The organism is Pseudomonas sp. FG-3G, assembly GCF_901007645.1.
In the GTDB taxonomy this organism is placed as follows: Bacteria; Pseudomonadota; Gammaproteobacteria; order Pseudomonadales; family Pseudomonadaceae; genus Aquipseudomonas; species Aquipseudomonas rhizophila.
In genome coordinates, this window is sequence record NZ_CAAKGZ010000021.1 from 700313 (window position 1) to 724438 (window position 24126).

Sequence of the window (24126 nt, forward strand, 5' to 3'; positions counted from 1 at the left end):
TAAGCCCCTCGCCTCACCATACCTTCGTATATCTCCCCGCCACTGAGGTATGGCTTTGCTGAACCCATGTAGAAGTGCGCCTGCACGCCCGCGTCAATAACATGAATTCACAGCGAGCATGTCGCTGCCGAAGATTTATCGACGCCATGGCGCACGCTCGCCGGGCAACGCTGCAACCTTTCAGGAACAGGCAATGTCGGCTTTCAGAGAGTCACCCCCACGCATCCTGAAGTTCACGAGCGCAATCGCAACGCTTGGCGTGTTGTCCCTGGCCGGTTGTACGGCAGGCCCCGACTTCATGAAACCGGAAAGCGGGCTGAGGGCCGTAGAGCTGGCACCGCGGCCAGAACACGCGATTGTCGCCCCCATGTCCGATGCGGCAGTGCCCTCCCAATGGTGGTTGCTGTTCAACGACACGTTACTCGCCCAACTGCAATCGCGTGCCCAAGCGGGCAATCTTGATTTACAGATAGCCGGCGAACGCATTGAACAAAGCCGAGCGCAACTGGGCATCGCCTCTTCGCGCCTGTTACCCAGCGTGGATGCCAACGCCAGCTACGCCCGTGAGAGGCTCAGCGAACATGGCAAGTTCGCCGCGCTGGGTGCGCCTGTGGGCCCCGGCAATTTCTGGCAACTAGGCTTCGATGCCAGTTGGGAAATCGACCTTTGGGGCCGAGCGCAACGCGGGCGCGAGGGCGCTGCGGCGACCCTGCAAGCCACCATCCATGATCGCGAAGCCGCACAGGTAGCCTTGTCCGCCGAAGTGGCCAGAACTTATTTGCAATTGCGCGGAACCCAGGCGCAACTGGACATCGCCCAGCAAAACCTGACGATTGCCGAGCGCACGCTGGGGCTTGCCGAAAGCCGTGAGCGCAATGGTGTTGCCACGCGCTTCGAAACCTCGTCCGCTCGCGCGCAATTGGCGACAATCAAGGCCACGGTTCCCGAACTGACCCAACACCGCAATGCACAGATGAACGCACTGGCGTTGCTGCTGGGAGAGCAGCCCCGCGCACTGGATGTACAACTGCGTCAAGCCATGCCCTTGCCGTCGCTTCCAACCCACGTTCCGGTTGGCGTCTCTTCCGAATTGGCTCACCGACGCCCCGACATCCAGCGCGCCGAAGCGCAGCTGCATGCCGCTACCGCAGCCATCGGTGTCGCCAAGGCTGACTTTTACCCGCGTATCGGGCTCAAAGGTCGAATCGGCGTGGAAGCCTTCGAAAGCGGTGATCTCTCCAGTTGGGACTCCCGTGTTTTTTCCATCGGCCCGACGGTCTACTTGCCGATCTTCCAGGGCGGACGATTGACGCAACGCCTGGCCTTGAACGAATCACGGCAAAGAACGGCGGCGATCACCTATCGGCAAACCGTATTGCGAGCCTGGCACGAGGTGGACAATGCCCTGGATGCCTGGGCTGCCCAACAGCGCCAGCACGAGGATTTGCTGGTTTCCTATGAACAGAACCGGCAGGCATTACGTGCCGCCGAACGAGGCTATGAACAAGGTGCAGCCGACTATCTGAGCGTGCTGACCGCGCAACTCAACCTGCTTGCCAGTCAGACCCGCCTCAATGCCAGCGCAACCGACGCCACCCTCACCGTGGTCAATCTCTACAAGTCGCTGGGGGGTGGTTGGGAGGCGGCGACACTGCAGAGCACGCCGCAAGCGAGCATCGATGAGTCGCCCGCGTCTTCATCGGATGACCCGCTGGTCCGTGTCTCGCCTCGCTCAGCTCGCTCAAGGGCCGCCCCATGAATAGCGCCACATTGTTGCCAGCAACCGTCACGGCCAGCATAGCCCCCCAGGCCACGCCTTCAAAACGTCCGCTGGTGGGTCTGCTGGGGATTTTCATCGCCGCGATGATGGCTGGGTTGAATATCCGGGTCGGCGCATTGGCGTTGGCTGACATCAGGGGGGCCATGGGCCTGGGCTTCGACGACGGCTCGTGGTTAACCACGGCGTACAGTGCCGGGGAGTTGATTGCCATGCCCTTTTCAGCCTGGTTCGCCATTACCCTTTCAGTACGACGCCTGGAACTGTGGATGCTCGGCATCTGTGCACTGCTGGCGGCAATCCTGCCCTTGATCCATAACCTGGACCTGCTGCTGGCCTTGCGTTTTGTGCAAGGCATTGCCAGCGGCACGACGATTCCGTTGCTGATGATGGCGGCCCTGAAATTCCTGCCACCGCCCATCCGCCTATATGGTTTGGCGCTGTATGCGATGACCGCGACCTTCGCGCCCAATCTGTCCATCTGGTTGACCGGACACTGGACCGATGGTCTGAATGATTGGCGGTGGGTGTATTGGCAAATCATTCCCCTGGCGCTCATCGCGGGATGCCTGATCGCCTGGGGCCTGCCGAAGGAATCCATCCAGCAGCACCGTTTTCCACAGGCCAACTGGTTCGGCATGGCTTGCGGTGTACCGGCGCTCGGCCTGATTGCCATCGCCCTGGATCAAGGTGTACGGCTGGACTGGTTTCATTCGCCGTTGATCATCTCATCGCTAGTGGCTGGCCTGGCCCTGTTGGCTATCTACCTGGTGAGCGAGTGGTATCACCCTTCACCGTTCATCAAGTTGCAAATCCTGGGACGCCGCAACCTGGGACTGGGCTGCACACTGTTCGTTTCCCTGCTGGTAGTGTTGATGTCCAGTTCACTGTTACCGGCAAGCTATCTCACCCCGCTTCAGCAGTATCGACCGTTGCAGATGGCGTCCATCGGCCTGATCGTCGCGCTGCCACAACTGATCCTTGGGCCGTTGGTGGCAATGCTGCTGTACCAGAAGTGGGTTGATGCCCGCGTGGTATTCGCGTTGGGGCTGCTGCTGATCGCGCTGGCGTGTCTGTGTGGCGCGCAGTTGACCAGCGAATGGAATCGCGACCAGTTCGTCCTGGCGCAAACACTGCAAGCCCTTGGGCAACCGATGGCGGTGGTGTCGATGCTGTTCCTGATCACCAGCGTGGTACAGCCCTCCGAAGGACCTTATGTGTCCGGCACCATCAATACGCTACGCGCCTTCGGCTCGCTGATCGGCGCGGCGGCGGTCACCCAACTGATCACCGTGCGCAGTCGTTTCCATGGGGAAATGTTGCTGGACCAAACCGCCCTGGTCAGCAACATCTCTGCGGTTGCGCCTGAGCCGGCACAGCTGATGGGCATCATCAGCCAGCAGGCGCTGGTGCTGTCGATCGCCGACGCCTATCGCGTACTGGGTTTGCTCGCGCTGTTGCTGATTCCTCTCGTGCTGCGGCTGACCTGCATCCCCCCGCCTGTCACGCAAGTAGCCCCGTCACCTTCCTCCTCACACGGGTAACCCACCATGGCCTTACCAAAGAAAGCCCAGATCATCAGTGCCGTGTTGCTCGTCGGGGCAATCGGCGGCGTGCTGTATTTCAATCGTCCCGAATCCAGTGCATCGATCCAGTCCACGGACGATGCGTACGTCCACGCGGACTTCACCACGGTCGCGCCACAGGTATCGGGCACGGTTGAGACGGTGCTGGTCGAAGACAATCAGCCGGTCAACAAAGGCGACCTGCTGGCAACCCTCGATGACCGTGATTTCGTTGCCGCCGTGAACGCCGCCAAAGCCCAGCTCGCCAGCGCCCGTGCCGGAGTCGCCAGCTTGCAAGCACACCTGATCCAACAGGACACCGTCATACGCCAGGCACAGGCAGCGGTCGCCGCGGACAAGGCTGCGCTCAAGTTGGCCAAGGTCAATCATGCCCGTTATCGCAACCTGGCCACCGACGGCTCGGGAACCGTGCAAGCGCAGCAACAGGCCGAAGCGCAATTGAGCGTGCAACTGGCCAGTCGGGATAAAAGCCAGGCGGGTCTTCGGGCGGCTCGCCAGCAGGTAGACGTTCTCAAGGCCGACCTGGAAAAAGCCAAGGCAACCCTCGCCCACGCGCAGGCTGCGCTGGACCTCGCGAGACTGAAGCTGTCCTATACCCGAATCACCGCACCGATCAGCGGCACGATCGGGCAAAAATCGGTGCGCATCGGGGCTTTCGTCAACGCGGGAAAACCTTTGCTGGCAATCGTTCCGCTGGAGGCCGTGTACATCAGCGCGAACTTTCGCGAGACACAACTGGCCCGCGTCAAGACAGGTCAAACCGTGGAAATCGAGGTGGATGCGTTACCGGGCGAGGCGCTGCAAGGCACCGTACAAAGCCTGGGACCGGCCAGCGGCGTCAGCTACTCGACCGTGGCACCGCACAATGCCACGGGCAACTTCACCAAGATCGTCCAACGCTTGCCGGTGCGCATCCGCATCGATCCCGACCAGAGCGCTGCGGCAAAACTGCGGGTAGGCATGTCGGTCACACCGAGTATTCGTATCGGTGAATGATAGCTGGGACTGCCGGGTGCGAAGCGGCCGGAATTTTGCTCGGATGACTTGCGGCAGAGGGATCTGATCCGGATGGGGTATGCACGGCCAGAATCGCCTCCCCCCTCAGTGGCTAGTCGTAAAACGGCTCAACCAAGGTCCGACTGCCAAGAAAAAAGCTGTCCGCCACCAGACGCAACGGCTGCAGGTCCAGGTCGCTGGCCTGGTCAGCAATCAACTGCTGGAAATGCCGATACACCGCCGCGTATTCACCTTCCTGGGAAACGGTCTGGCGAACGCCGTCGATGCTCAGCACTGCCCCACCGTTGTCCAGACGCAGGAGGCCTTCGGTGCAGCGAATCTCGATGCTCCAGAGTTCGTCGTGACCGTGGTCGAAATCGAACTCCGCGCGGACATCCAGGTGTTGCGCATCGGACATCTTGATGCTGGCGGCGATCGGCGATTGGCAGTTACTCGGCACGCGCAGTTCGGCGGACTCAACGAACAGCGGCAGCGCCAGCAGATGGGTCACGATTGAAAACGCGTTGATGCCGGGATCGAAAACACCCAGGCCTCCAGGCTGCCAGATCCAGGCTTGGCCGGGGTGCCACTTGCGTACGTCTTCCTTCCAGTCGATCTTGACGCTTTGCAGGGTGCGGCTGGCGAGCCAGTCACGGGCCGCCTCGATGCCGGGCGCGTAGCGTGAATGCCAGGCGAACAGACCACTGACACCTTGCTCGCGTACCTGATCCACCAACGCCATCGCTTCACCCAGCGTGGCGCAGGGCGGCTTTTCTACCAGCACGTGTTTGCCCGCGGCCAGCGCTTGTTGCACCAATGCGAATCGCCCTTGCGGCGGTGTGCAAAACGCAATCGCATCGACCTGCGGGCCGTTTTCAAGCAGCTCGCCCAGGGACCGGAAATTCTCCACACCGGCGCAGGGCTGCCCTTGGGTGGCGACAGACACCAACTGGAACGCAGGGTTGGCGAGGATAGCGGGAACGTGTTGATCCTGGGCAATCTTGCCGTAGCCCACCAGACCGAGACGAATCGGTTGCATCGATGACTCCTGATTATTTTTGTACTTTTGATGGGCCAGCAAACTAGCGGTAAATCGCGTGGCCGACAATGGCTCGCCACACATGCGCTTGATTGTCGTGGGCGCTACAGCACACGCTTCACGCCTGCCGAGGTTCGCAGGGCGCGCTCATGACGTTGGCAATCCTGCCCAAGAACGGCTCCAGGCGTTCACCCGGCGCGTCGTGCTCCACCACCAGGGCGGTGACTTCTTCACACGACGCCACCTGATAGTGGGCAATGCTGGAGAGTTTTTCATTGGTCACGGCCACCACCACCTGACCGCTCGCCGCGACGACCGCGCGCTTGAACTCCGCGTCATCCAGGCCGAACGCTGTGATGCCATTGTCCGGGTCGATGGCGCAAGCGCCGAGAAAACACAGGTCAACATTGAACTGCCGCAGTTGCTGCACAGCCGCCAGCCCGATCACTCCGCCCGACGCCGTGTTCACGCGTCCGCCCAACAGGATCACCTCGGCGCAGGGCAGCTTCATCAATTGCACGGCAATCAACGGCGAATTGGTGCTCAGCGTCAACTTAAGGCGTGGATCGATGGCGCCGGCAATCGCCAGGTTGGTCGAGCCGGCATCGATGAACACATGCTGGCCCGCCCTCAGCAACGAGGCCGCCGCCAGGCCGAGACTGTCCTTGCGCTCGACGTTCTGCCGTACTCGAACGGCCATCGGCCGTTCCACGGCCGGCAACAGGATCGCGCCGCCATAGACGCGCTTGCATAACCCCGCCGCCGCCAATACGCCAAGATCGCGCCGTATCGAGTGCTCGGAGACATTGAATTCGCTGGCCAGATCGGCCGCAATCACCCGACCATACAGGGCCAGACGCTCGCTGATCCGTTGCTGGCGTTCACCGGGGAACACTTCGTGAGTTGAAGTCATGGCATCTATAACCTTCATAAACGAGCACTAATTATCACTAACGAGCAAATATGCCGATTGCAGAGCCTCTCGTCAAACCTCAACGCCGGGGCAGCGGACCCAAGTGAATCTGCCCCCTCTTCCCCACAGGCAAAAAAAACCCCGCCACCGAATGCGGTGCGGGGTAAAAAAATGGTTGGTTGCGGCCAACCAAAGGAGCACGGTGAAAAACCTGTACGGGCCGGCCTCAGATGCAGTCCTGTGCGGCACGTTCAAAACTCGAAGGCAGGAAGCTGGAAGCCAACAGACGCCGCTCGTAGATGAATACCTTGCCACCGTTCCCGGTCTTGTAGGCTTCCAGCACGTTGTCCGCCGACACCTTGCTTGGCACCACGATCCGGTAGCTGCGTTGGGACTGGGAGACGGTCGGGCTCATCGCGTGGTCCTGCAATTTCGGCACGACACAGTCGGCGTACTGGGCCGGCGTCTTGCTGGTCTGCAAGGTCAGGGTCGGGTCGTTCGGCGCGCTGGCACAACCGGCGAGCAACAAGGAGGCAAACGCCATGGAAGACGCAAATAAAAGGCGCATTGGTCTGGTCCTGAAAATAAAAGGTTGGTTCATCAGGCAACGGAACTGCGTTACGGGTTGCCGCCACTGCCAAGTGCATCTGGTGTGTGGCGGTCAGATGAGTGAAACCTCATCGCCCAACTGCTTGAGTTACCTGTTCGATGGGGGGGATTTTCCAGGCATTGCCGACAAAACAGAACTTGTGTTTCGTAATGATCACTATTGCTTCCAGCAATAGTTGCGGGCGGTGAAGACCGGTTCAGTGGCCTGTGCCGCCCCCCTGCTGATATTCGCGGGGCGTACAGCCAAACTCTCGACGAAACACCGTGTGCAGGTACTGCGCCGATTTGAAGCCGCAGTTCTGGGCGATGTCGGCAATCGCCGAGTCGGTGTTTTCCAAGCCCTGGGCGGCGGCGGCCAGTTTGAAGCGCAGGATCTCGTCGTGCACGCTGCAGCCCCGCGCCTTGCGAAAGTGCGCTTCCAGGGAGGAACGCGACACGCCCACATAGGCCGCCACCTGAGCGGTCTTGATGCCCTGGCAGGCATATTGGCGAATGAACAGCAGCGCTTGCATGACGTAAGGGTTGCCTAACGGTTGGTGCAGACTCGAGGCCTGGACGTTGATCGCATCCGGGGGTATCAGCACCTGCGTACCCGTGGACGGCATGCCGTGCAGCATCTGATGGAGCAGGCGCGCGGCGGTCCGACCCATGGTTTCGGTGCCCTGGATCACCGAACTCAGCGGCACCCGCGTCAGGGTGCGGGTCAGGGGGTCGTTGTCGATGCCGATCAGTGCCACCTGCTCCGGCACGGCGATTCCGGCGGTCAGGCAGGCCTGCAGCAGTTGCCGGGCACGGGCGTCACTGACGGCGATGATACCGATGGGTTTGGGCAGGCTTTGCAGCCAGGCGATCTGTTGTTCGACGGCGCTGTCCCAGAGCGGCGCGCTGGTGCCCATGCCGCGATAGACCTCGGCGTGCAGACCATCGCGTTGCAGCAGCCGGCGAAAGGCGTTTTCCCGTTCCTGGGCCCAGCGATTGGCTTGTGCTTGCGGCAAGCTGAAGCAGGCAAAGCGCGTCAACCCGGCCTCGATCAAGTGCTCGTACGCCAGCTTCATCAAGGCCTCATTGTCGGTGGCGACATAGGGAATGCCCTTCGGATAAGCGCGCTCATCCTGGTAAGAGCCGCCCACCGCCACCACCGGCAAGCCGATCCCGGTCAGCGCTTCGCCGATCAGCGGGTCATCGAAGTCGGCAATGATCCCGTCGCCCTGCCAGCGTTCGATGCCTTTCAACCGACAGAGAAAATCTTCCTCAAGGAACAGGTCCCAGGACGCGCGGGTGCTGCTCAGGTAGTTGCCGATGCCGCTGATGATGCCTCGGTCGTAGATCTTGCTGCCGTTGAACAACAACGCAATGCGGTGAACGGGCGGGACGGTTTTCATGGTTTTTACCCTGGGCCGATGACCACAGACTAGGCGCGTGACCGTCGGATCTCAATACTCAAAATCGCACTGTGCCTTGGTGATTTTCATAATCAGCGGCCACCGGGCCGGCGTTAGTATCGATACACCGCCAAGAACAATAAGGAAATCGCCCATGTCGTACTTTCCCGCCATCGACAAGGTTCGCTACGAAGGCCCCGCCAGCGACTCGCCTCTTGCCTTCCGCCACTACGACGCCGACAAACTCGTGCTCGGCAAGCCCATGCGCGAGCACCTGCGCATGGCGGTGTGCTACTGGCATACCTTTGTCTGGCCGGGATCCGATGTGTTCGGCGCCGGCACCTTCCAACGCCCGTGGCAGCATGCCGGCGACCCGATGGAACTGGCCATCGGCAAGGCCGAAGCGGCCTTCGAGTTCTTCTCCAAACTGGGCATCGACTACTACTGCTTTCATGACACCGATGTCGCCCCGGAAGGCCACTCGCTGAAGGAGTATCGCAACCACTTCGCGCAGATGGTCGACCACCTGGAGCGTCACCAGGAACAAACCGGGATCAAGCTGCTGTGGGGCACCGCCAACTGCTTCAGCAACCCGCGCTTTGCCGCAGGCGCCGCCAGCAACCCGGACCCGCAAGTGTTCGCCTGCGCCGCCGCCCAAGTGTTCAGCGCGATGAACGCCACCCTGCGTCTCAAGGGGGCCAACTACGTGTTGTGGGGCGGTCGTGAAGGTTACGAGACCCTGCTCAATACCGATCTGAAACGTGAGCGCGAGCAACTGGGCCGCTTCATGGGCATGGTGGTCGAGCACAAGCACAAGATCGGTTTCAAGGGCGATCTGCTGATCGAACCCAAGCCGCAGGAACCGACCAAGCACCAATACGATTACGACAGCGCCACGGTGTTCGGCTTCCTGCAACAGTTCGGCCTGGAAAAGGAGATCAAGGTCAACATCGAGGCCAACCACGCGACCCTGGCCGGGCACAGTTTCCATCATGAGATCGCCACAGCCGTCTCCCTGGGGATCTTCGGCAGCATCGACGCCAACCGTGGCGATCCGCAGAACGGCTGGGACACTGACCAGTTCCCCAACAGCGTCGAAGAGATGACCCTGGCCACCTATGAAATCCTCAAGGCCGGCGGGTTCAGCAATGGCGGCTTCAACTTCGACTCCAAGGTCCGTCGTCAGAGCCTGGACGAGATTGACCTGTTCCACGGCCACGTCGCGGCCATGGACGTCCTCGCCCTGGCCCTGGAACGTGCAGCGGCGATGGTGCAGAACGACCGCCTCCAGCAGTTCAAGGACCAACGCTACGCCGGCTGGCAGCAACCGTTCGGTCAGGCGGTGCTGGCGGGTGAGTTCAGCCTCGCTTCACTGGCCGAACACGCCTTCGACAACGAGCTCAATCCACAGGCTGTGAGTGGTCGGCAAGAGATGCTCGAAAACGTGGTCAACCGGTTCATCTACCCCTGACACCAGGCCCCGTTCGCTGCGCAGAGGTTGTTACATTCTCGCGACAAATCTCTGCTCGCGGCACGCCGGGAGTCTCTACAGTTCTACCCGCATCACGTTCATCGTCAGGCAGTGTCTTTCGAACAACAATAAAAGGACGCACCACCATGAAAAAACTGAAACTCACGCTGCTCGCCGGCGCCCTCGCCCTGCTCTCGCTTCCGGTCATGGCCGACGCCACCAACCCGAAAATCGGTTTCTCCATCGATGATCTGCGCCTGGAACGCTGGTCGCGGGACCGTGACTATTTCGTCGCGGCGGCGGAAAAAATGGACGCCAAAGTCTTCGTCCAGTCGGCCGATGCCAACGAGCAGAAACAGATTTCCCAGATCGAAAACCTCATCTCCCGTGGCGTCGATGTGATCGTCATCGTGCCGTTCAACGCCACCGTGTTGACCAATGCCGTGGCCGAAGCAAAGAAAGCCGGGATCAAGGTGGTGTCCTATGACCGACTGATCCTCAATGCCGACATCGACGCCTACATTTCCTTCGATAACGAAAAAGTCGGCGAGATGCAGGCCAGCGGCGTGTTGAAAGCCGCGCCCAAGGGCAACTACTTCTTGCTCGGCGGCGCGCCCACGGACAACAACGCCAAGGTCCTGCGCGAAGGCCAGATGAAAGTGCTGCAACCGGCCATCGACAAGGGCGATATCAAGATTGTCGGGCAACAGTGGGTCAAGGAATGGAACCCCACCGAAGCCTTGAGCATCGTTGAAAACGCCCTGACCCGGAACGACAACAAGATCGATGGCATCGTCGCCTCCAACGACGCCACCGCAGGTGGTGCCATCCAGGCACTGGCCGCGCAGAAAATGGCCGGCAAGGTGCCGATCTCGGGCCAGGACGCCGACCTGGCAGCGGTCAAGCGAGTGATCGACGGCACCCAGACCATGACCGTCTACAAGCCGCTGAAACTGATCGCCACCGAAGCGGCCAAGCTCTCGGTGCAACTGGCGCGTAACGAGAAACCCACCTACACCTCGCAATACGACAATGGCAGCAAGAAAGTCGACACCATCCTGCTCACCCCGACCCCGTTGACCAAGGACAACATCGACCTGCTGGAAAAAGATGGGTTCTATACCAAGGCGCAGATCGCTGGGCAGTGATCCTGGGACAACCCTGGGTTGGATGAGACCTGTGGGAGCGAGCCTGCTCGCGATAGCGGTGTTCAGTTTGCATCGATGTTGTATGTGCTGCCGCCATCGCGAGCAGGCTCGCTCCCACAGGGGCTTTGCTTGGCTAGCTGCATCTGAGATGCCTGGCCCCAGGGCTGTCACCACCTCTGCCTATGTGTGAGCCCTTTTCATATGAGCCCTCGCCATGTCCGACTACCTGCTGCAAATGAACGGCATCGTCAAAAGCTTCGGCGGTGTCAAAGCCCTCAATGGCATCGACATCAAGGTCAGGCCGGGTGAATGCGTCGGCCTGTGCGGTGAGAACGGCGCCGGTAAATCCACGCTGATGAAAGTCCTGTCGGCGGTCTACCCGTACGGCACCTGGGACGGTGAAATTGTCTGGGACGGACAGCCACTCAAGGCGCAGTCCATCAGCGAAACCGAAGCCGCCGGGATCGTCATCATTCATCAGGAACTGACCCTGGTCCCCGACCTGTCGGTGGCCGAAAACATCTTCATGGGCCATGAGCTGACGCTGCCCGGCGGACGCATGAACTACCCGGCAATGATCCACCGTGCCGAAGCCCTGATGCGTGAACTCAAGGTGCCGGACATGAACGTCTCGCTGCCGGTTTCACAATACGGCGGGGGTTACCAGCAACTGGTGGAAATCGCCAAGGCGCTGAACAAACAGGCGCGCCTGCTGATTCTCGATGAACCCTCCTCGGCCCTGACCCGCTCGGAAATCGAGGTGCTGCTGGACATTATCCGCGACCTCAAGGCCAAGGGCGTCGCCTGCGTGTATATCTCCCACAAGCTCGATGAAGTGGCCGCCGTATGCGACACCATTTCGGTGATCCGCGACGGCAAACACATCGCCACCACCGCCATGACCGACATGGACATCCCGAAGATCATCACCCAGATGGTCGGACGAGAAATGAGCAACCTCTACCCCACCGAACCCCATGACATCGGCGAGGTGATTTTCGAGGCGCGCCATATCACCTGCTACGACGTCGACAACCCCAAACGCAAACGGGTCGACGACATTTCGTTCGTCCTCAAGCGTGGGGAAATACTCGGCATCGCCGGGCTGGTCGGCGCCGGTCGCACGGAACTGGTGTCGGCACTGTTCGGCGCCTACCCCGGCCGCCATGAAGGCGAAGTCTGGCTCGACGGCCAACCGATCGACACGCGCACGCCCCTCAAGTCAATCCGCGCAGGCCTGTGCATGGTGCCTGAAGACCGCAAGCGCCAGGGCATCATTCCCGACCTGGGGGTGGGCCAGAACATCACCCTGGCGGTGCTGGACAACTACTCGAAAATCACCCGTATCGACACCGAAGCGGAGTTGGGCAGCATCGACCGGGAAATCTCGCGCATGCACCTTAAGACCGCGAGCCCGTTCCTGCCAATCACCAGCCTCTCCGGCGGCAACCAGCAAAAAGCCGTGCTGGCCAAGATGCTGCTGACCCAACCGCGCGTGCTGATTCTCGATGAGCCGACCCGGGGCGTGGATGTCGGCGCCAAGTACGAGATCTACAAGCTGATGGGCGCGCTGGCCGCCGAAGGCGTGTCGATCATCATGGTGTCCTCGGAACTGGCCGAAGTGCTGGGGGTGTCCGACCGCGTGCTAGTGATCGGCGAAGGCCAATTGCGCGGCGATTTCATCAACCACGAACTCACCCAGGAACAGGTGCTCGCCGCCGCCCTCAGCCACCCCGAAGACCATAACAATAATGATCGGAAGTCCGCGTAGATGAATCAGGTCAAGCAACTCTTCAGCCGCTACAAAATGCTCGCGCTGGTGATCGCCGTGACGGTGATCTGGCTGTTTTTCAGTTGGCAGACCGAGGGCGGGTTCCTGACCCCGCGCAACCTCTCCAACCTGCTGCGGCAGATGTCCATCACCGGGATTCTGGCCTGCGGCATGGTGCTGGTGATCATCAGCGGCGAGATCGATCTGTCGGTGGGTTCACTGCTTGGATTGCTCGGTGGCCTGGCGGCGATTCTCGACGTGATCTATCACATCCCGCTGCTGGCGAACCTGAGCCTGGTCGCCTTGTGCGGCCTGGTGATTGGCCTGGGTAACGGCTACATGACCGCCTACCTGCGCATCCCGTCGTTCATTGTCGGCCTGGGCGGCATGCTCGCCTTTCGCGGCATTCTGCTGGGGATTACCGACGGCACCACCATCGCCCCGGTGTCACCGGAGCTGGTCTACATCGGCCAGGGTTATTTGCCGCACTCCGTCGGCACGGGCCTGGGCGTGCTGCTGTTTGCCTTGACCCTGTTCCTGACCTGGAAACAGCGGCGCAATCGTGCCCTGCATGGCCTGGCGGCCCACTCACTGATGCGTGACGTATTACGCGTGGTGCTGATCGGCGCGGTGCTGACCGGGTTCGTCTATACCCTCAACAGCTACGACGGTATTCCGGTTCCCGTGCTGCTTCTGCTGATGCTGCTCGGCGTGTTCAGCTACGTCACCAGCCAGACCGTGTTCGGACGGCGGGTCTACTCGGTGGGCAGCAACATGGAAGCCACGCGCCTGTCCGGCATCAATGTACAGGCGGTGAAGCTGTGGATCTTCGGCATCATGGGCGTGATGTGCGCCCTCGCCGGCGTGGTCAACACCGCGCGCCTGGCCGCGGGCTCACCCTCGGCCGGCAGCATGGGCGAACTCGACGCCATCGCCGCCTGCTTCATCGGCGGCACCTCCATGCGCGGCGGCTCCGGCACCGTCTACGGCGCCCTGCTCGGCGCGCTGGTGATCACCAGCCTGGACAATGGCATGTCCATGCTCGACGTCGACAGTTATTGGCAGATGATCGTCAAGGGCAGCATTCTGGTGCTGGCGGTGTGGGTGGATGTGAGTACACGCACGGGGCGGCGTTGACCTGTATGCGTCACTTGCTGGCGGAAGCCATCAGCACGCCAAAGCCCAGGAAAGTGACGCCCGACAGCTTGCCGACAAGCCTGGCGCCCTTGTTTGTGGAGAGCCAGCCTCTTGCGGCCTGGGCCATCAGGGCATACCCGCAATGCACCACTACAACCAGTAAACTGTAAGACGACACCAGCAAGAAGAACTGGCTGTAGTAGTCACCCGCCGGCTTGATGAATTGGGGAAATACAGCCAGGAAAAAGAAACCCGCCTTGGGGTTGAGCAACTGGATTGACAACGCTTCGATAAAACGCCGCCAAGGACGTGGCGACGTGGCGTTGAGTTCGGGAATAAAACGCTGGGTACGCCACATCTTGATGCCCAGGTACAACAAGTACAGCGCGCCGATGTATTTGAGCACCGTGAAGGCTGTCGCCGAGGCAGCCAGGATCAACCCCAGGCTACTGGCGCAAATGCCCGCCACGATAAAAGCGCCGGAGGCGATCCCGACGATACCCGGCAGCGAACCGCTCCAGCCATGGCGCAAGGCATTGGAAATCGTCAACACCACGCCCGGACCTGGGCTGAGCACGGTCAGGGTCGCCAGAATCAGAAAAACCCCGTAACTGGCCATTAATCACTCCACGTTGAAAGGCGCATTGAACCGGCCTGCAGATTGGCTTGGCGATGCGACGCTGACAAACGCTTTAATTGCACCGCTGATGTGACTAAATTAGACGCATGATTGCCGACCTCCCCCCGTTGAATGCCGTCCGTGCCTTCGCCGCTGCCGCTCGCCACCAGAGTTTCAGTCGCGCAGCCGAAGAACTGCACGTCAGTCACAGTGCCGTCAGCCGGCACATCAAGCTGCTTGAAGAACGCCTGGGCGTGCTGCTGTTCGAGCGTCGAACCCGGCAGTCTGTGCTCACGCCGGCGGGCCAGAGCTTTTACGAACAGGTCAACGTGGCACTGACACAGATTGCCAACGCCGCCACAACCCTGAGCCGCAGTGCTGCCCTGCGCAAGGTCACCATTAACGTGCGTCCATCCTTTGCGGTGCGCTGGCTGATTCCGCGGTTGCCTGAGTTCATGACGCTCCATCCGGACAACAAGCCCCAAGTGCTCACCCGCACGCAGCCGCCGGATCAATCGGGAGAAACGTTTGATGTGGTCATCCGCCGCGGACATTCCGGCTGGCCGGCCACCGTCCAACCCCAGGTATTGCTGGAGGATGACCTGCTGCTGGTCGCCGCTCCGTCGCTGCTGCAAGGCGTGTCGCTGGACAACGTCCACGATCTGGCCCGGCACACGCTGTTGTCAGGAAGAACCCGCAGCAGCGACTGGCAGACGTGGGCAAAGCACGTCGGCATCAAACGATTTGGCAACCCGCCAACCCTGCAGTTCGATCACATGCATCTGGTGCTGCAAGCCGCCGTCGATGGCCTGGGCGTGGCCTTGTGTCCGGCGTCGCTGCTGGGTAAAGACTTGTTGACCGGGCGCCTGGCCTGTCCACTGCCATCCTTGCGCCTGCCGTTGACCCGCTACTATTACGGCGTCTCCCCGCAGGCCATGGCCGAAACGCAGATTTTCGTCGATTGGATGCTCTCTCATATCCGGCAGGATGCGACGGCTCTGACGCCAGAAACGGATACCTGCCCTTGATGCTGCCGGACCGATTTTCGGCCGAAGGGCTCAGCCCCAAGGAGACCCAGTGATTGATTCAACGGACGAACTGGCGATACGCCAAATCTCAGCGCTCCCCCAGGAAATCCAGGTGCTCGAAGCCCAGGCAATAACAGAAGGCTTCAGGTTTCTTACGCGCTTGGTTGAAGAATGGAAGAACGGTTACAACCGATTCAATCAACCCGGTGAAGGCCTTTTTGGCGCCTTCCGTAATGGGCAACTGATCGGCATCGGCGGTCTTTCTTATGATCCTTACGCCGGAGCGGAAATCGGCCGGCTGCGCAGGGTATACATCATGCCCGCCGCCAGAGGCCAGCACGCAGGGAAGGCACTGGTACAGCACCTTCTGGCCTATGCGGCGCTGAATTTCCAAGTCGTGCGCCTGTCCACGGATACACCGCAGGGTGCCGAATTTTACCTGCGCTGCGGATTCCAGCAGGTCGAGGATGATACGGCGACCCATGTCATGTCATTTGTAGATGCCAGGTAACGCTCACCTTCTGGTGCTGGCGGTAAGGGTGAATGTGAGTACGCGGACTGGGCGGCGTTGACCGGGCACGGACCAAAGGCGATGCAGACTCGACCATCCATAGGCTTGATGCCATATTGATCCGATTCTAATCGGGAGCGTCCGAACCATGTCTGCCATGTCTTCAATCTGGTTGTTTATCATCCCTTTCGCCATCGCCGCTGCGATTCCTGGCCCGGCGCAGGGTGCGCTTATTGGTCAGGTCGTCTCGCGTGGGGGCAGGAGTTGCCTGCCGTTCGTGGCCGGCATGGTGGGCGGCAATGCCTTGTGGCTGTTGTTGGCGACCACTGGCCTGTCGGCGCTGGCGCTGAGATACGAGCACGTTTTTATCGCCGTGAAATGGGCCGGCGTGGCTTATCTGCTATTCATCGCCTGGAAATTGTGGTCGGCGAGTGGCCATGCTATCGAAGCTCCAGCCGAACGCTCAGCCAGTCGCGGGTTACTTGCCGGTGCGCTGCTGACTCTCAGCAATCCGAAGGCGGTTATCTTCTTTGGCGCGGTGCTGCCACATGCTTTCGACCTGGCGTCGCTTACTCTAGGGCAAGCATTGATGATTACCGCCCTGGGCATCGCGATCGACCTGATCATTCAGTTGGGCTATGTGTTCACTGGCATCAGGATCAAGGGCGCCATTCAGTCGCCCAGCGCCATGCGGCGTTTGAATCGAACATCGGCGGGCCTGATCACCGGTTGTGCCAGTTGGATGGCGGTTTCCAGATAACGGCCAGATATGTGTCGCGAGGGAATGTAGAGTGCTTTCTGGGAACGCTGTGTCGGTGACCTGGCCTTCCGAAAATCTCGTAGGAATTTACCTCTGTGGCGAGGGGATTTATCCCCGCAGGGCTGCGAAGCGGCCCCAAACTGGCCACCTCGTTTCGCCAGGTACACCGCAGGCAGCGGTTTTGCGGCTGCTGCGCAGCCGAGCGGGAGCAAGCTCCCTCGCCACAGGGGTCATGTGCGTCCTACAGGGTGGTTGTTGCTGCCGGAATCGCCTCCTATAGTTGGGCTCGTCGCTGGCTTTGGTCAGTGGTTGGGTTTCGCAGCCCTACGGATACGGTAGCAACCAAGCATCATAAAAGTAACAATGTGCGCCGTTGGCGTTCGACGTCATTTTTATGGTGGCTGTGCGTGGGAGACCTTCTGGTCTGCCGGGTTCCTTCGTATCCTCGGTCTGCGAACCCGCGCGCAGCTACCACCCAACCGTTTCGCAGCGGATCGTAGTAGCTTTTTCTTTGATACGAAGATGAGTAACTAAAGCCATGAGCAAACACGATCAACGCTTCACCCCACTCACCCAAACCGCCACCTCTCACCCCGTCCTGCTGATCGACACCCACGCTCCACTACCCGAACTCCATGCCTGCGCCAGCGAACGCCTGCACGCCACGCTCGACTATCTGACGCTGGTGGCCTGCTCCAGCCTGCGCGATTCAGCGACGAGCGACATCAACACCCTCACCAACGTCGCCCGGATTCTGGTACAGGACGTGGCGGATGTGTTTGGTGTGATCGAACAGCGCGGGCTCGAAGGCTAAACGAACAGTTGTGTTTTCGCAGCTGTCGCTAGAAAAACTCCGAAAAATCTCAGCGCAAGCCTTCTGTGGGAGCAAGGCTTGCCCGCGATGAAGATGACGCGGTCTTCCGGGGGGCCGAGGGGCCTGCATCGCGAGCAAGCTTTGCTCCCACAGAAAGCCGTGCACTCACAGCGGTGCGGCAAGAGGTGATCCGAAAATCTCGTAGGAATTTACCTCTGTGGCGACGGGACCTTGCTTGCGCAAGGTGTTTCCTGTCTTATCGAAGATCGGCTCGGATTGGGCCGTTCCTACTTCAACAAGGAGTGACTGCATGGAAGTCCACACTCAGCTACAACCCTGCGATTGCGCGAATATGGAAGACATCCGACGCGAGATCGATGCCCTTGACCAGGCCGTTATCAAACTGCTGGGCCAACGCTTTCAGTACGTACTGGCAGCGTCGAAGTTCAAGACCTCAGCCACGGCGGTGCGTGCGCCGGAGCGCTTCCAGGCCATGCTGGCGACCCGGCGCCAGTGGGCCGAGGCCGAGGGCCTTAGCCCGGATGCGATCGAGAAAATGTACAGTGACCTGGTGAATCACTTCATCGCCCAGGAGATGGAACACTGGACGGCTCTTCGATCCGGGACCTGATCGACACGACAAGCGCCCTGCGCTCAGGCCCAGGCAACCGTCAACAGGCCGGCGCCAAGCACGACACATAACGGTGAATAGACCCAGGTGTCGAGCTTGGCGAACGTCGAGCCCTTGACCTCCTTGAAGAAACCCACCAGGTTCGATTCGCCAATGGCGCGGGCGAACATCAGCAAGGCGATCGCGCTGATCAGCCATTGCAACGCCCGATGGGTGACGGGCGGTGCCAGCAAGCCGACCCGCAGGCACACCAGAACTGCAATCAGCAGCAACGCGAGGGCCACCAGCAGCGTCAGCCATCCCGATGGGTTGAACGCCGGACGCAGCGACTCTCCTTGCCTCACCGGAACCTGAGGCACGACCGCCAGGGCCGCCCATCGCCCGCCCAGGGCCCAATACAAATGAATCAAGCTGATGGTCGCAAATACTGCGACCAGCGACCGAGCCACTAAAAGCGTCATTCGCCAGCCTCCTTGAAAGGTTGAACAATCATCCTAGCTCGAATTCGGCATTTCGCCGCACGGGCGCAGACTGCCGGTTTTCGGCGAATGACGCATTGCTCAAGATCAAGAGTTCAACCTGACGCGCTACAGACCGTCGGCGACTTTGTCGGCAACCTCCTTGGGCACCCAGGCCTGCCAGACCTGTGGATGGGCCTTGAGGAACGCCTCGGCGGCTTCACGCGGCGGTGTGTGCTTTTCGCTCATGTCGGCCAGGGCCTTGTTCAACGGCTCGATCGGCAGGTCGACTTTACTGAAGAACTCGGCAATGTCCGGGTGTTGCTTCTGAAACGGCGCGGATACGCCAATCGACAGCTTCGAGGCCAGGGAGCGGGTTGGCTTGGGGTTGGGGTTGTCGGCATCGGTCAGGGTTTTCCAGGCCTCGGCATCGAACGCAGGCTCTTGCAACTGCACCAACTTGAAACGTCCCAGCAGCGGTGTAGGCGACCAGTAGTAAAACAGGATCGGCTTGCCCCGGCGGATCGACGAGCTGATCTCCGCATCCAGCGCCGCCCCCGAACCACTTCGGAAATTCACATAGCTGTCGGACAACCCATAGGCCTTGAGCTTCTGCTTGTTGACCACTTCGGAGGTCCAGCCGATGGGGCTGTTGAGGAAGCGACCCTTGCTGGGGCTTTCCGGGTCTTTGAAGACATGCTTGTAGCGCGCCAGGTCTTCGACGCTGCGCAAATCCGGCGCCAGAGGCTTGATGCCCCGGGCCGGGTCGCCCTTGATCACATACTCCGGGACCCACCAGCCTTCGGTCGCACCCTTGACGGTATCGCCCAAGGCGATCACCTTGCCTTCGGCCTCGGCCTTGACCCACACCGGGCTGCGACCGGCCCATTCTTCCCCGATCACCTGGATGTCGTTGTTGGCCAGCGCCGTTTCCAGGGTAATGGTGGTGCCCGGCAATGTGTCGGTCGGCAGCCCATAACCCTTTTCGACGATGACCCGCAGGATATCGGTGATCAGACTGCCGCTTTCCCAATTCAGGTCGGCAAAATGGATCGGCGCCTGCGCGGCCGATGCCGGAAGTGACGAAACCAACACCGCACAGGTGGCCCAGGCAGCCAGCCACTGTCTAACTCGTTTCATGCGTTGCACCTCGTACCAGACACAGCGATAGCTCAACGGTCCTGCGTAACCGGACGCAAGCCTCTGATTAGTTCAGTCAACTCACTGTAGCCGAGGTTCCACGCAGACCTTGCGAAAACCGTTAGCAGGGCGCAAAACCCGAACGCTGTGTCAGCCCGCCTATCACATCCATCGGGCAGACGAGGTGCACATCACTCGCTGGCCTTGAAGGTGACGAGTTCACCTTTGCGCCACTTGGCGGCTTTGGCGGTCACGGCCTTGAGGGTCTTGGTCAGGCCCTCGTGCAACTGCTCGTTGGCGGCGAAAACAGTCAGCACGCTGTGCCCTTCCTTGAACAGGATCGCGTGGCCACCGGGGGTGGCCACGAAGGCGTAATCCCCAAGGCCATAGACCGTCAGCTTGATATCGCGAAAGCGGATTTCAAACTTGCCACCTTCACGGCTGGGCAATACCGCTGCACGAAAATGATCACCGACTTTGAGTTCAAGCCTGGGTTTGTCATCGACCACCAGGGCCGATTCAGTATCGATTTCGGCAACATAAATACCTTCGGCGGTTTGCTCGGTGATGTAGACGAAGCGCGACTGGAACTGCTTGACCAGCTTTGCCCGCAGATCACCAAGTACGAATAACGCATGCATGTCGAGATTACTTACTGCCAAGGAAACATCCCCATCTTTGTAAACGGCCCGCCCTCTGAAAAGGACGGACCACGAGAACCCGTGCCGACTGTGTGTGTCGCAGTGGACCTGTAACTGAAAATTCGAAGTGAACGGCGTGCCCTGCCCCGGGGCGAGAGAAGACTAAAGGATTGCCACTCTCGCCGTCTTTCCCGCGGGGTCGTCAGAGGCTGAAGGAAAACGCCACTCTGAGCATCGGAAAAGGTGGGACTACTAACTTTAGGGAAATTTCTCACTTAGAAAAGCATTTTTCTGACATCGAGGGCAAAAAAAATTGCTTTAGATAGGCACAGCCATCCACACGGTGCTGCCGATTCTAGAGCAGCCGCAGGCGTGGAGACTACTCAAAACACTCGGTAATTCGTCGGTAAACCATAGAAAAGGAATTCACATGGCCACTTTCACAACCCTGACCCAACCCCTCACCCCTTGCATCGCTGACAAGCCTGACGGGTTTGACCAAGTCCATTACCTGCCGGTTTCTTTGTTTCAACCGCGTTATCGGGTGGTTCTGGCCGGCAAGTGCTTTTTCCATATTGAAGAAACCTCGACTGGCCGTGTAAGAGGTTTCCGTACCGATCATAACGAGGCCTGTTACCTGGCCAGGCGTCTGGAACGAAGCGTTTGACCTGAGATACCACACGCCCATCACTTAACTCAGCCACGACAGGCAACTGCTGCCATACTGCCTGCCCAGCGAAGACCGTCCCCCATTGACGATCGCGCACCCATACTATGACTTGTGAAGGAAAGGCGCGACGTGACGGAATTTGATATTGGCGAGTTTTTCATCCGGGGTGAGGCCAGAGAGGTCGAAGGCGAATTCCAGGCCGTCATCGTGATGCGCGCCAAGCCCCCCTTGACCACCACCCGTTATCATCAGGTGGAAAAGGATCGCTGGTTCAAAACCCCCGAACTCGCCGCCGAGGCTGCGCGGGCAGCGGCAAAAGCCCTGAAACTCGCGGTGGATGAAGGCGCGTTGAAAGCCTGAACCCGATCGAACTCCTGACGGGCGTTTGCCTCAGATAAAGGGAAGCAACCGAGGCGCCATGACGGCGCCCGCCCAAAGGAGAACCCCATGGAACAGCCCTCGCACGAACTGAGTACCTTGTTCGATCAACTCGGCCTGCCTTCGGATGACAAAGCCATTGATGACTTCATCATGGCCCATCCGCTGGAGCCGGAGATCAAACTGGTGGAGGCCGGCTTCTGGTCGGAGCAACAGAAGGATCTACTGCGCGAATGGCTGCTCGCTGACGGCGAGGAGGCAGTGCTGGTGGATCAATTGAATGTCCGCTTGCACGACGGTAAATAACCCTCAACCCTTTAACCCCTGTGACAAGGGAGCTTGCTTCCGCTCGGCTGCGCAGCAGCCGTGCCCAGGCCCCCCAGCGCTGGCCAGCCTAGCGCGGCTTCTCGGGCTTATAACCCAGCCGCAAACCACCCCAATGACGCCCCTTGAGCATGATCGGCACGGAAAGGTCATGCATCAGCTCACCCGTGTCTCGAGTGTAGGTCTGCAACAGCACAGGCTGCTGGTGGCTACCGCAACGAATCCCGGTGCGGTCGGAGAACTTGCGTTTAGTGCGATTGTTCACCGTATCCACTTGCGGATCACCGGTCAGGGGTTGGCTGAAGACCTTGTTGTGGGTCGGTACATAACCTTCCTGGGTACAGGCAATGGCGAATACCAGGCCTTCGTGCCGGGCGAGCAAAGGTTCCTGGATAGCTGGCAGGACCTGATCGGTGTAGCGGTCGAAACGGGTCTGGAACTTGGCGGGCTGGGTATTGGGGATGGGCTGGTAGCTGCGGTCGAACAGGTCCTCCAGGCTGACACGGCCCTGGTCAATGTCTGCCTCGAACTGGGCCGCGATCTGGCTCGCCCCTTCCCGCGCCAGGTCGTAGACCCGTTGGTGATAATCGTCCAGGCCAACCTCAGCCAGGCGTTCGCTGATGGTTTCGGCCTGGCCCTCCATTTGCACTGCCGCTTGGGCCAGGCGCTGGGTCTGCTGGTCGCTGATGGACAGGTCACTGCGCATCTGTTCGATGGCGTGAAACAGGCTGTCGAGTTGTTCGCGATTGGTGTCAGTGCCTTGGGCGATGGCACTGACCTGGGTTTCAACGCCGGCCGCCAGCCGGGCTATGTTTTCCAGGTGCTGACCGGTGTGCTCGACCTGCTGCACGCCACTGTCCAGGTCGCTGGCCAGTTGCCGGATCTGCTCCACCACCTGGGCGGTGCGCTGCTGGATATCCGCAACCATGACCCCGACCTCGCCGGTGGCCGCGGCCGTACGCCCGGCCAGTCCACGGACCTCGTCCGCCACCACCGCGAAGCCGCGACCGTGCTCACCGGCCCGTGCAGCTTCGATGGCCGCGTTGAGCGCCAGGAGGTTGGTCTGGCTGGCGATCGACTGAATCACCAGGCTGACCCGCTGGATTTCATCGCTGCGCACGCTCAGCGCCTCGATCAACTCGCGGCTGTCGTTCGCGCGCTGGCTGAGCTGATGCATCCGGCTGATGGACTCCACCAGTTCGCTGCGCCCGGCAACGCTGCTGCGATGGGCCTCACTGGCGGCACTCAGGGCCTGCTGGCTGAGTTGCGAGGTGGCCTGTTCAGTGGTGATCATCGATTCGGCATTACCGACGATCTGCGCCGCCGCGTCGAGCTGCGACTGGACCTTGCCAGCCAGTTGTTTGACCGAATAGGCGACGCCGGCCGCCGACAACGCGTTATGGCTGGTGGTGTAGGACAGATCACGGGTCAGCTCGGCCAACTTGTCCGCGGCTACCGGCTCAGGCGCAGCGGCCAGGCGCGAGCGCAGGCGCGGCAGCCAGACGATGAGCATCGCCAGGGGCAGGCCCAGATACAACGACCAGCCGCCCAACGTCATGCCGCACAGCAGCAATGTCAGCGCCAGACTCTGCAAGGTCGGCGTCAACCAGCGCGCCATGCTGTTGGTTACAGGCACCTGCACCTGCGCCGCATTCGCCACGGAACCGTCTGTCGCCATGTTGATCACCCACATTTCTCGTTGTTATGCCTGCATTAAACGCCACTACGGAGCCATTATCCATGGTCCATTAGTCGCGTTCTTGCGGGGGGTCAACGGAAGTAGACGAACAGGCGCAGACAAAAGCAAAAGATCGCAGCTTCCCGAAGAAAGCTGCGATCTTTTCTGAAACGCGGATCAGGCCTGACGCTGGTGCTTGTCGATCTGCTCGTGACGTTCCTGCGCTTCGATGCAGTACTTGGTGGTCGGGCTGATCAGCAGGCGCTTGAGGCCGATCGGCTCGCCGCTGTCATCACACCAGCCGAAGCTGTCGTCGTTGATACGGTCCAGGGCCTGCTCCAGCTGAGGCAGCATGCGCTGGTCGCGATCGATGGCGTTGACCAACCAGGTCCGCTCTTCTTCTACGGAAGCAGCGTCCGCCGGGTCAGCCGGGGTATCCAGGCTCTCAATGGCGATTCGGTTCTGTTCGATGCGCTCGTGGGTTTCCACTTTCATGTTCTGCAACAGCTTGGTGAAGAAAGCCAGCTGCTCGGCATTCATGTAGTCATCCGCCGGCATGGCCAGCAACTTTTCCTTTGTCATTGATTTCTCTATAAAAAAACGTGCATTAAGGCGAATTATGAAGCGTCCCGCAGCGCGCTGCCA

At 60.3% G+C, this 24126-nt stretch carries 25 protein-coding genes; 15 read left to right on the forward strand and 10 right to left on the reverse strand.

Annotated elements, in window-relative coordinates; genetic code table 11:
* Nucleotides 1-193: 193 nt before the first annotated feature.
* Genes PSEUDOMOFG3G_RS15410 through PSEUDOMOFG3G_RS15420 form a run of 3 tightly spaced genes read left to right on the forward strand, consistent with a single transcriptional unit; the run spans nt 194 to nt 4359 of the window.
* The gene (locus tag PSEUDOMOFG3G_RS15410; protein ID WP_139050504.1) at nt 194-1759 is read left to right on the forward strand and encodes an efflux transporter outer membrane subunit; all 1566 of its coding nucleotides are present in this window, start codon (nt 194-196) and stop codon (nt 1757-1759) included.
* Entirely contained in the window at nt 1756-3321 is a 1566-nt protein-coding gene (locus PSEUDOMOFG3G_RS15415) for an MFS transporter (RefSeq protein ID WP_139050505.1), read from the forward strand. The genes PSEUDOMOFG3G_RS15410 and PSEUDOMOFG3G_RS15415 overlap by 4 nt, the downstream gene beginning before the upstream one ends.
* Before the next feature lie 6 nt (nt 3322-3327).
* Nucleotides 3328-4359: an HlyD family secretion protein gene (locus PSEUDOMOFG3G_RS15420; RefSeq protein WP_139050506.1), complete on the forward strand. Its 1032-nt coding sequence runs from the start codon at nt 3328-3330 to the stop codon at nt 4357-4359.
* A 112-nt stretch (nt 4360-4471) separates the two neighbouring features.
* On the opposite strand, the gene PSEUDOMOFG3G_RS15425 is transcribed toward PSEUDOMOFG3G_RS15420, so the two are convergent.
* The 4 genes from PSEUDOMOFG3G_RS15425 to PSEUDOMOFG3G_RS15440 all read right to left on the reverse strand — a co-directional run bounded on the left by PSEUDOMOFG3G_RS15425 (nt 4472) and on the right by PSEUDOMOFG3G_RS15440 (nt 8302).
* Nucleotides 4472-5398, reverse strand: a complete 927-nt coding sequence (locus tag PSEUDOMOFG3G_RS15425; protein WP_047228922.1) for a Gfo/Idh/MocA family protein — start codon at nt 5396-5398, stop codon at nt 4472-4474.
* Nucleotides 5399-5516: 118 nt separating this feature from the next.
* On the reverse strand, nt 5517-6311 hold the full coding sequence (locus tag PSEUDOMOFG3G_RS15430; protein ID WP_076385256.1) for a DeoR/GlpR family DNA-binding transcription regulator: 795 nt from the start codon (nt 6309-6311) through the stop codon (nt 5517-5519).
* A 226-nt stretch (nt 6312-6537) separates the two neighbouring features.
* Nucleotides 6538-6879 carry a hypothetical protein gene (locus PSEUDOMOFG3G_RS15435; RefSeq protein WP_139050507.1) on the reverse strand — a complete coding sequence of 114 codons (342 nt, stop codon included), beginning with the start codon at nt 6877-6879 and terminating at the stop codon, nt 6538-6540.
* 238 nt (nt 6880-7117) lie between these two features.
* Complete coding sequence (locus PSEUDOMOFG3G_RS15440) at nt 7118-8302, reverse strand: XylR family transcriptional regulator (protein WP_047228919.1); 1185 nt, start codon at nt 8300-8302, stop codon at nt 7118-7120.
* A 154-nt stretch (nt 8303-8456) separates the two neighbouring features.
* Here PSEUDOMOFG3G_RS15440 and xylA point away from each other — a divergent pair, with 154 nt between their 5' ends.
* The 4 genes from xylA (at nt 8457) to PSEUDOMOFG3G_RS15460 (ending at nt 13829) form a co-directional block, all read left to right on the forward strand.
* Complete coding sequence (gene xylA, locus PSEUDOMOFG3G_RS15445; RefSeq protein WP_047228918.1) at nt 8457-9773, forward strand: xylose isomerase; 1317 nt, start codon at nt 8457-8459, stop codon at nt 9771-9773.
* Between the two features lie 146 nt (nt 9774-9919).
* The gene (gene xylF, locus PSEUDOMOFG3G_RS15450; RefSeq protein ID WP_047228917.1) at nt 9920-10921 is read left to right on the forward strand and encodes a D-xylose ABC transporter substrate-binding protein; all 1002 of its coding nucleotides are present in this window, start codon (nt 9920-9922) and stop codon (nt 10919-10921) included.
* 214 nt (nt 10922-11135) lie between these two features.
* Entirely contained in the window at nt 11136-12692 is a 1557-nt protein-coding gene (gene xylG / locus PSEUDOMOFG3G_RS15455) for a D-xylose ABC transporter ATP-binding protein (RefSeq protein ID WP_139050508.1), read from the forward strand.
* Complete coding sequence (locus PSEUDOMOFG3G_RS15460; protein WP_139050509.1) at nt 12693-13829, forward strand: sugar ABC transporter permease; 1137 nt, start codon at nt 12693-12695, stop codon at nt 13827-13829.
* Nucleotides 13830-13839: 10 nt separating this feature from the next.
* Here the strand turns inward: PSEUDOMOFG3G_RS15460 and PSEUDOMOFG3G_RS15465 are convergent, their stop codons facing one another.
* Nucleotides 13840-14448 (reverse strand): LysE family translocator, encoded by a 609-nt coding sequence (locus PSEUDOMOFG3G_RS15465; RefSeq protein WP_047228914.1) that lies wholly within the window; start codon nt 14446-14448, stop codon nt 13840-13842.
* A 107-nt stretch (nt 14449-14555) separates the two neighbouring features.
* Between PSEUDOMOFG3G_RS15465 and PSEUDOMOFG3G_RS15470 the strand changes: the two genes are divergently transcribed.
* The 5 genes from PSEUDOMOFG3G_RS15470 to PSEUDOMOFG3G_RS15490 all read left to right on the forward strand — a co-directional run bounded on the left by PSEUDOMOFG3G_RS15470 (nt 14556) and on the right by PSEUDOMOFG3G_RS15490 (nt 18192).
* Nucleotides 14556-15476 (forward strand): LysR substrate-binding domain-containing protein, encoded by a 921-nt coding sequence (locus PSEUDOMOFG3G_RS15470; RefSeq protein ID WP_139050510.1) that lies wholly within the window; start codon nt 14556-14558, stop codon nt 15474-15476.
* Between the two features lie 49 nt (nt 15477-15525).
* Nucleotides 15526-15987: a GNAT family N-acetyltransferase gene (locus PSEUDOMOFG3G_RS15475; protein ID WP_047228912.1), complete on the forward strand. Its 462-nt coding sequence runs from the start codon at nt 15526-15528 to the stop codon at nt 15985-15987.
* A gap of 148 nt (nt 15988-16135) precedes the next feature.
* The gene (locus tag PSEUDOMOFG3G_RS15480; protein WP_047228911.1) at nt 16136-16747 is read left to right on the forward strand and encodes a LysE family translocator; all 612 of its coding nucleotides are present in this window, start codon (nt 16136-16138) and stop codon (nt 16745-16747) included.
* Nucleotides 16748-17285: 538 nt separating this feature from the next.
* The gene (locus PSEUDOMOFG3G_RS15485) at nt 17286-17561 is read left to right on the forward strand and encodes a fructose-bisphosphate aldolase (protein WP_139050511.1); all 276 of its coding nucleotides are present in this window, start codon (nt 17286-17288) and stop codon (nt 17559-17561) included.
* A gap of 310 nt (nt 17562-17871) precedes the next feature.
* Nucleotides 17872-18192, forward strand: coding sequence for an isochorismate lyase (locus PSEUDOMOFG3G_RS15490; protein ID WP_139050512.1), 321 nt, complete (start codon nt 17872-17874; stop codon nt 18190-18192).
* 23 nt (nt 18193-18215) lie between these two features.
* On the opposite strand, the gene PSEUDOMOFG3G_RS15495 is transcribed toward PSEUDOMOFG3G_RS15490, so the two are convergent.
* The 3 genes from PSEUDOMOFG3G_RS15495 to PSEUDOMOFG3G_RS15505 form a co-directional block, all read right to left on the reverse strand.
* Nucleotides 18216-18653 (reverse strand): DUF3995 domain-containing protein, encoded by a 438-nt coding sequence (locus PSEUDOMOFG3G_RS15495; protein ID WP_047230212.1) that lies wholly within the window; start codon nt 18651-18653, stop codon nt 18216-18218.
* A 126-nt stretch (nt 18654-18779) separates the two neighbouring features.
* Nucleotides 18780-19790: an ABC transporter substrate-binding protein gene (locus tag PSEUDOMOFG3G_RS15500; protein WP_139050513.1), complete on the reverse strand. Its 1011-nt coding sequence runs from the start codon at nt 19788-19790 to the stop codon at nt 18780-18782.
* A gap of 191 nt (nt 19791-19981) precedes the next feature.
* Nucleotides 19982-20431 carry a hypothetical protein gene (locus PSEUDOMOFG3G_RS15505; protein ID WP_047230210.1) on the reverse strand — a complete coding sequence of 150 codons (450 nt, stop codon included), beginning with the start codon at nt 20429-20431 and terminating at the stop codon, nt 19982-19984.
* A 430-nt stretch (nt 20432-20861) separates the two neighbouring features.
* On the opposite strand from PSEUDOMOFG3G_RS15505, the gene PSEUDOMOFG3G_RS15510 reads away from it, so the two are divergent.
* The 3 genes from PSEUDOMOFG3G_RS15510 to PSEUDOMOFG3G_RS15520 all read left to right on the forward strand — a co-directional run bounded on the left by PSEUDOMOFG3G_RS15510 (nt 20862) and on the right by PSEUDOMOFG3G_RS15520 (nt 21785).
* A complete protein-coding gene (locus tag PSEUDOMOFG3G_RS15510; RefSeq protein WP_139050514.1) occupies nt 20862-21098 on the forward strand; it encodes a hypothetical protein in 237 nt (78 codons plus the stop codon).
* 132 nt (nt 21099-21230) lie between these two features.
* The gene (locus PSEUDOMOFG3G_RS15515; protein ID WP_047230209.1) at nt 21231-21461 is read left to right on the forward strand and encodes a hypothetical protein; all 231 of its coding nucleotides are present in this window, start codon (nt 21231-21233) and stop codon (nt 21459-21461) included.
* 87 nt (nt 21462-21548) lie between these two features.
* Nucleotides 21549-21785: a DUF2789 family protein gene (locus PSEUDOMOFG3G_RS15520; RefSeq protein ID WP_139050515.1), complete on the forward strand. Its 237-nt coding sequence runs from the start codon at nt 21549-21551 to the stop codon at nt 21783-21785.
* An 88-nt stretch (nt 21786-21873) separates the two neighbouring features.
* On the opposite strand, the gene PSEUDOMOFG3G_RS15525 is transcribed toward PSEUDOMOFG3G_RS15520, so the two are convergent.
* Entirely contained in the window at nt 21874-23496 is a 1623-nt protein-coding gene (locus PSEUDOMOFG3G_RS15525; protein ID WP_373685082.1) for a methyl-accepting chemotaxis protein, read from the reverse strand.
* A gap of 162 nt (nt 23497-23658) precedes the next feature.
* Nucleotides 23659-24063 (reverse strand): TraR/DksA C4-type zinc finger protein, encoded by a 405-nt coding sequence (locus PSEUDOMOFG3G_RS15530; RefSeq protein WP_003202859.1) that lies wholly within the window; start codon nt 24061-24063, stop codon nt 23659-23661.
* Nucleotides 24064-24126 lie beyond the last annotated feature (63 nt).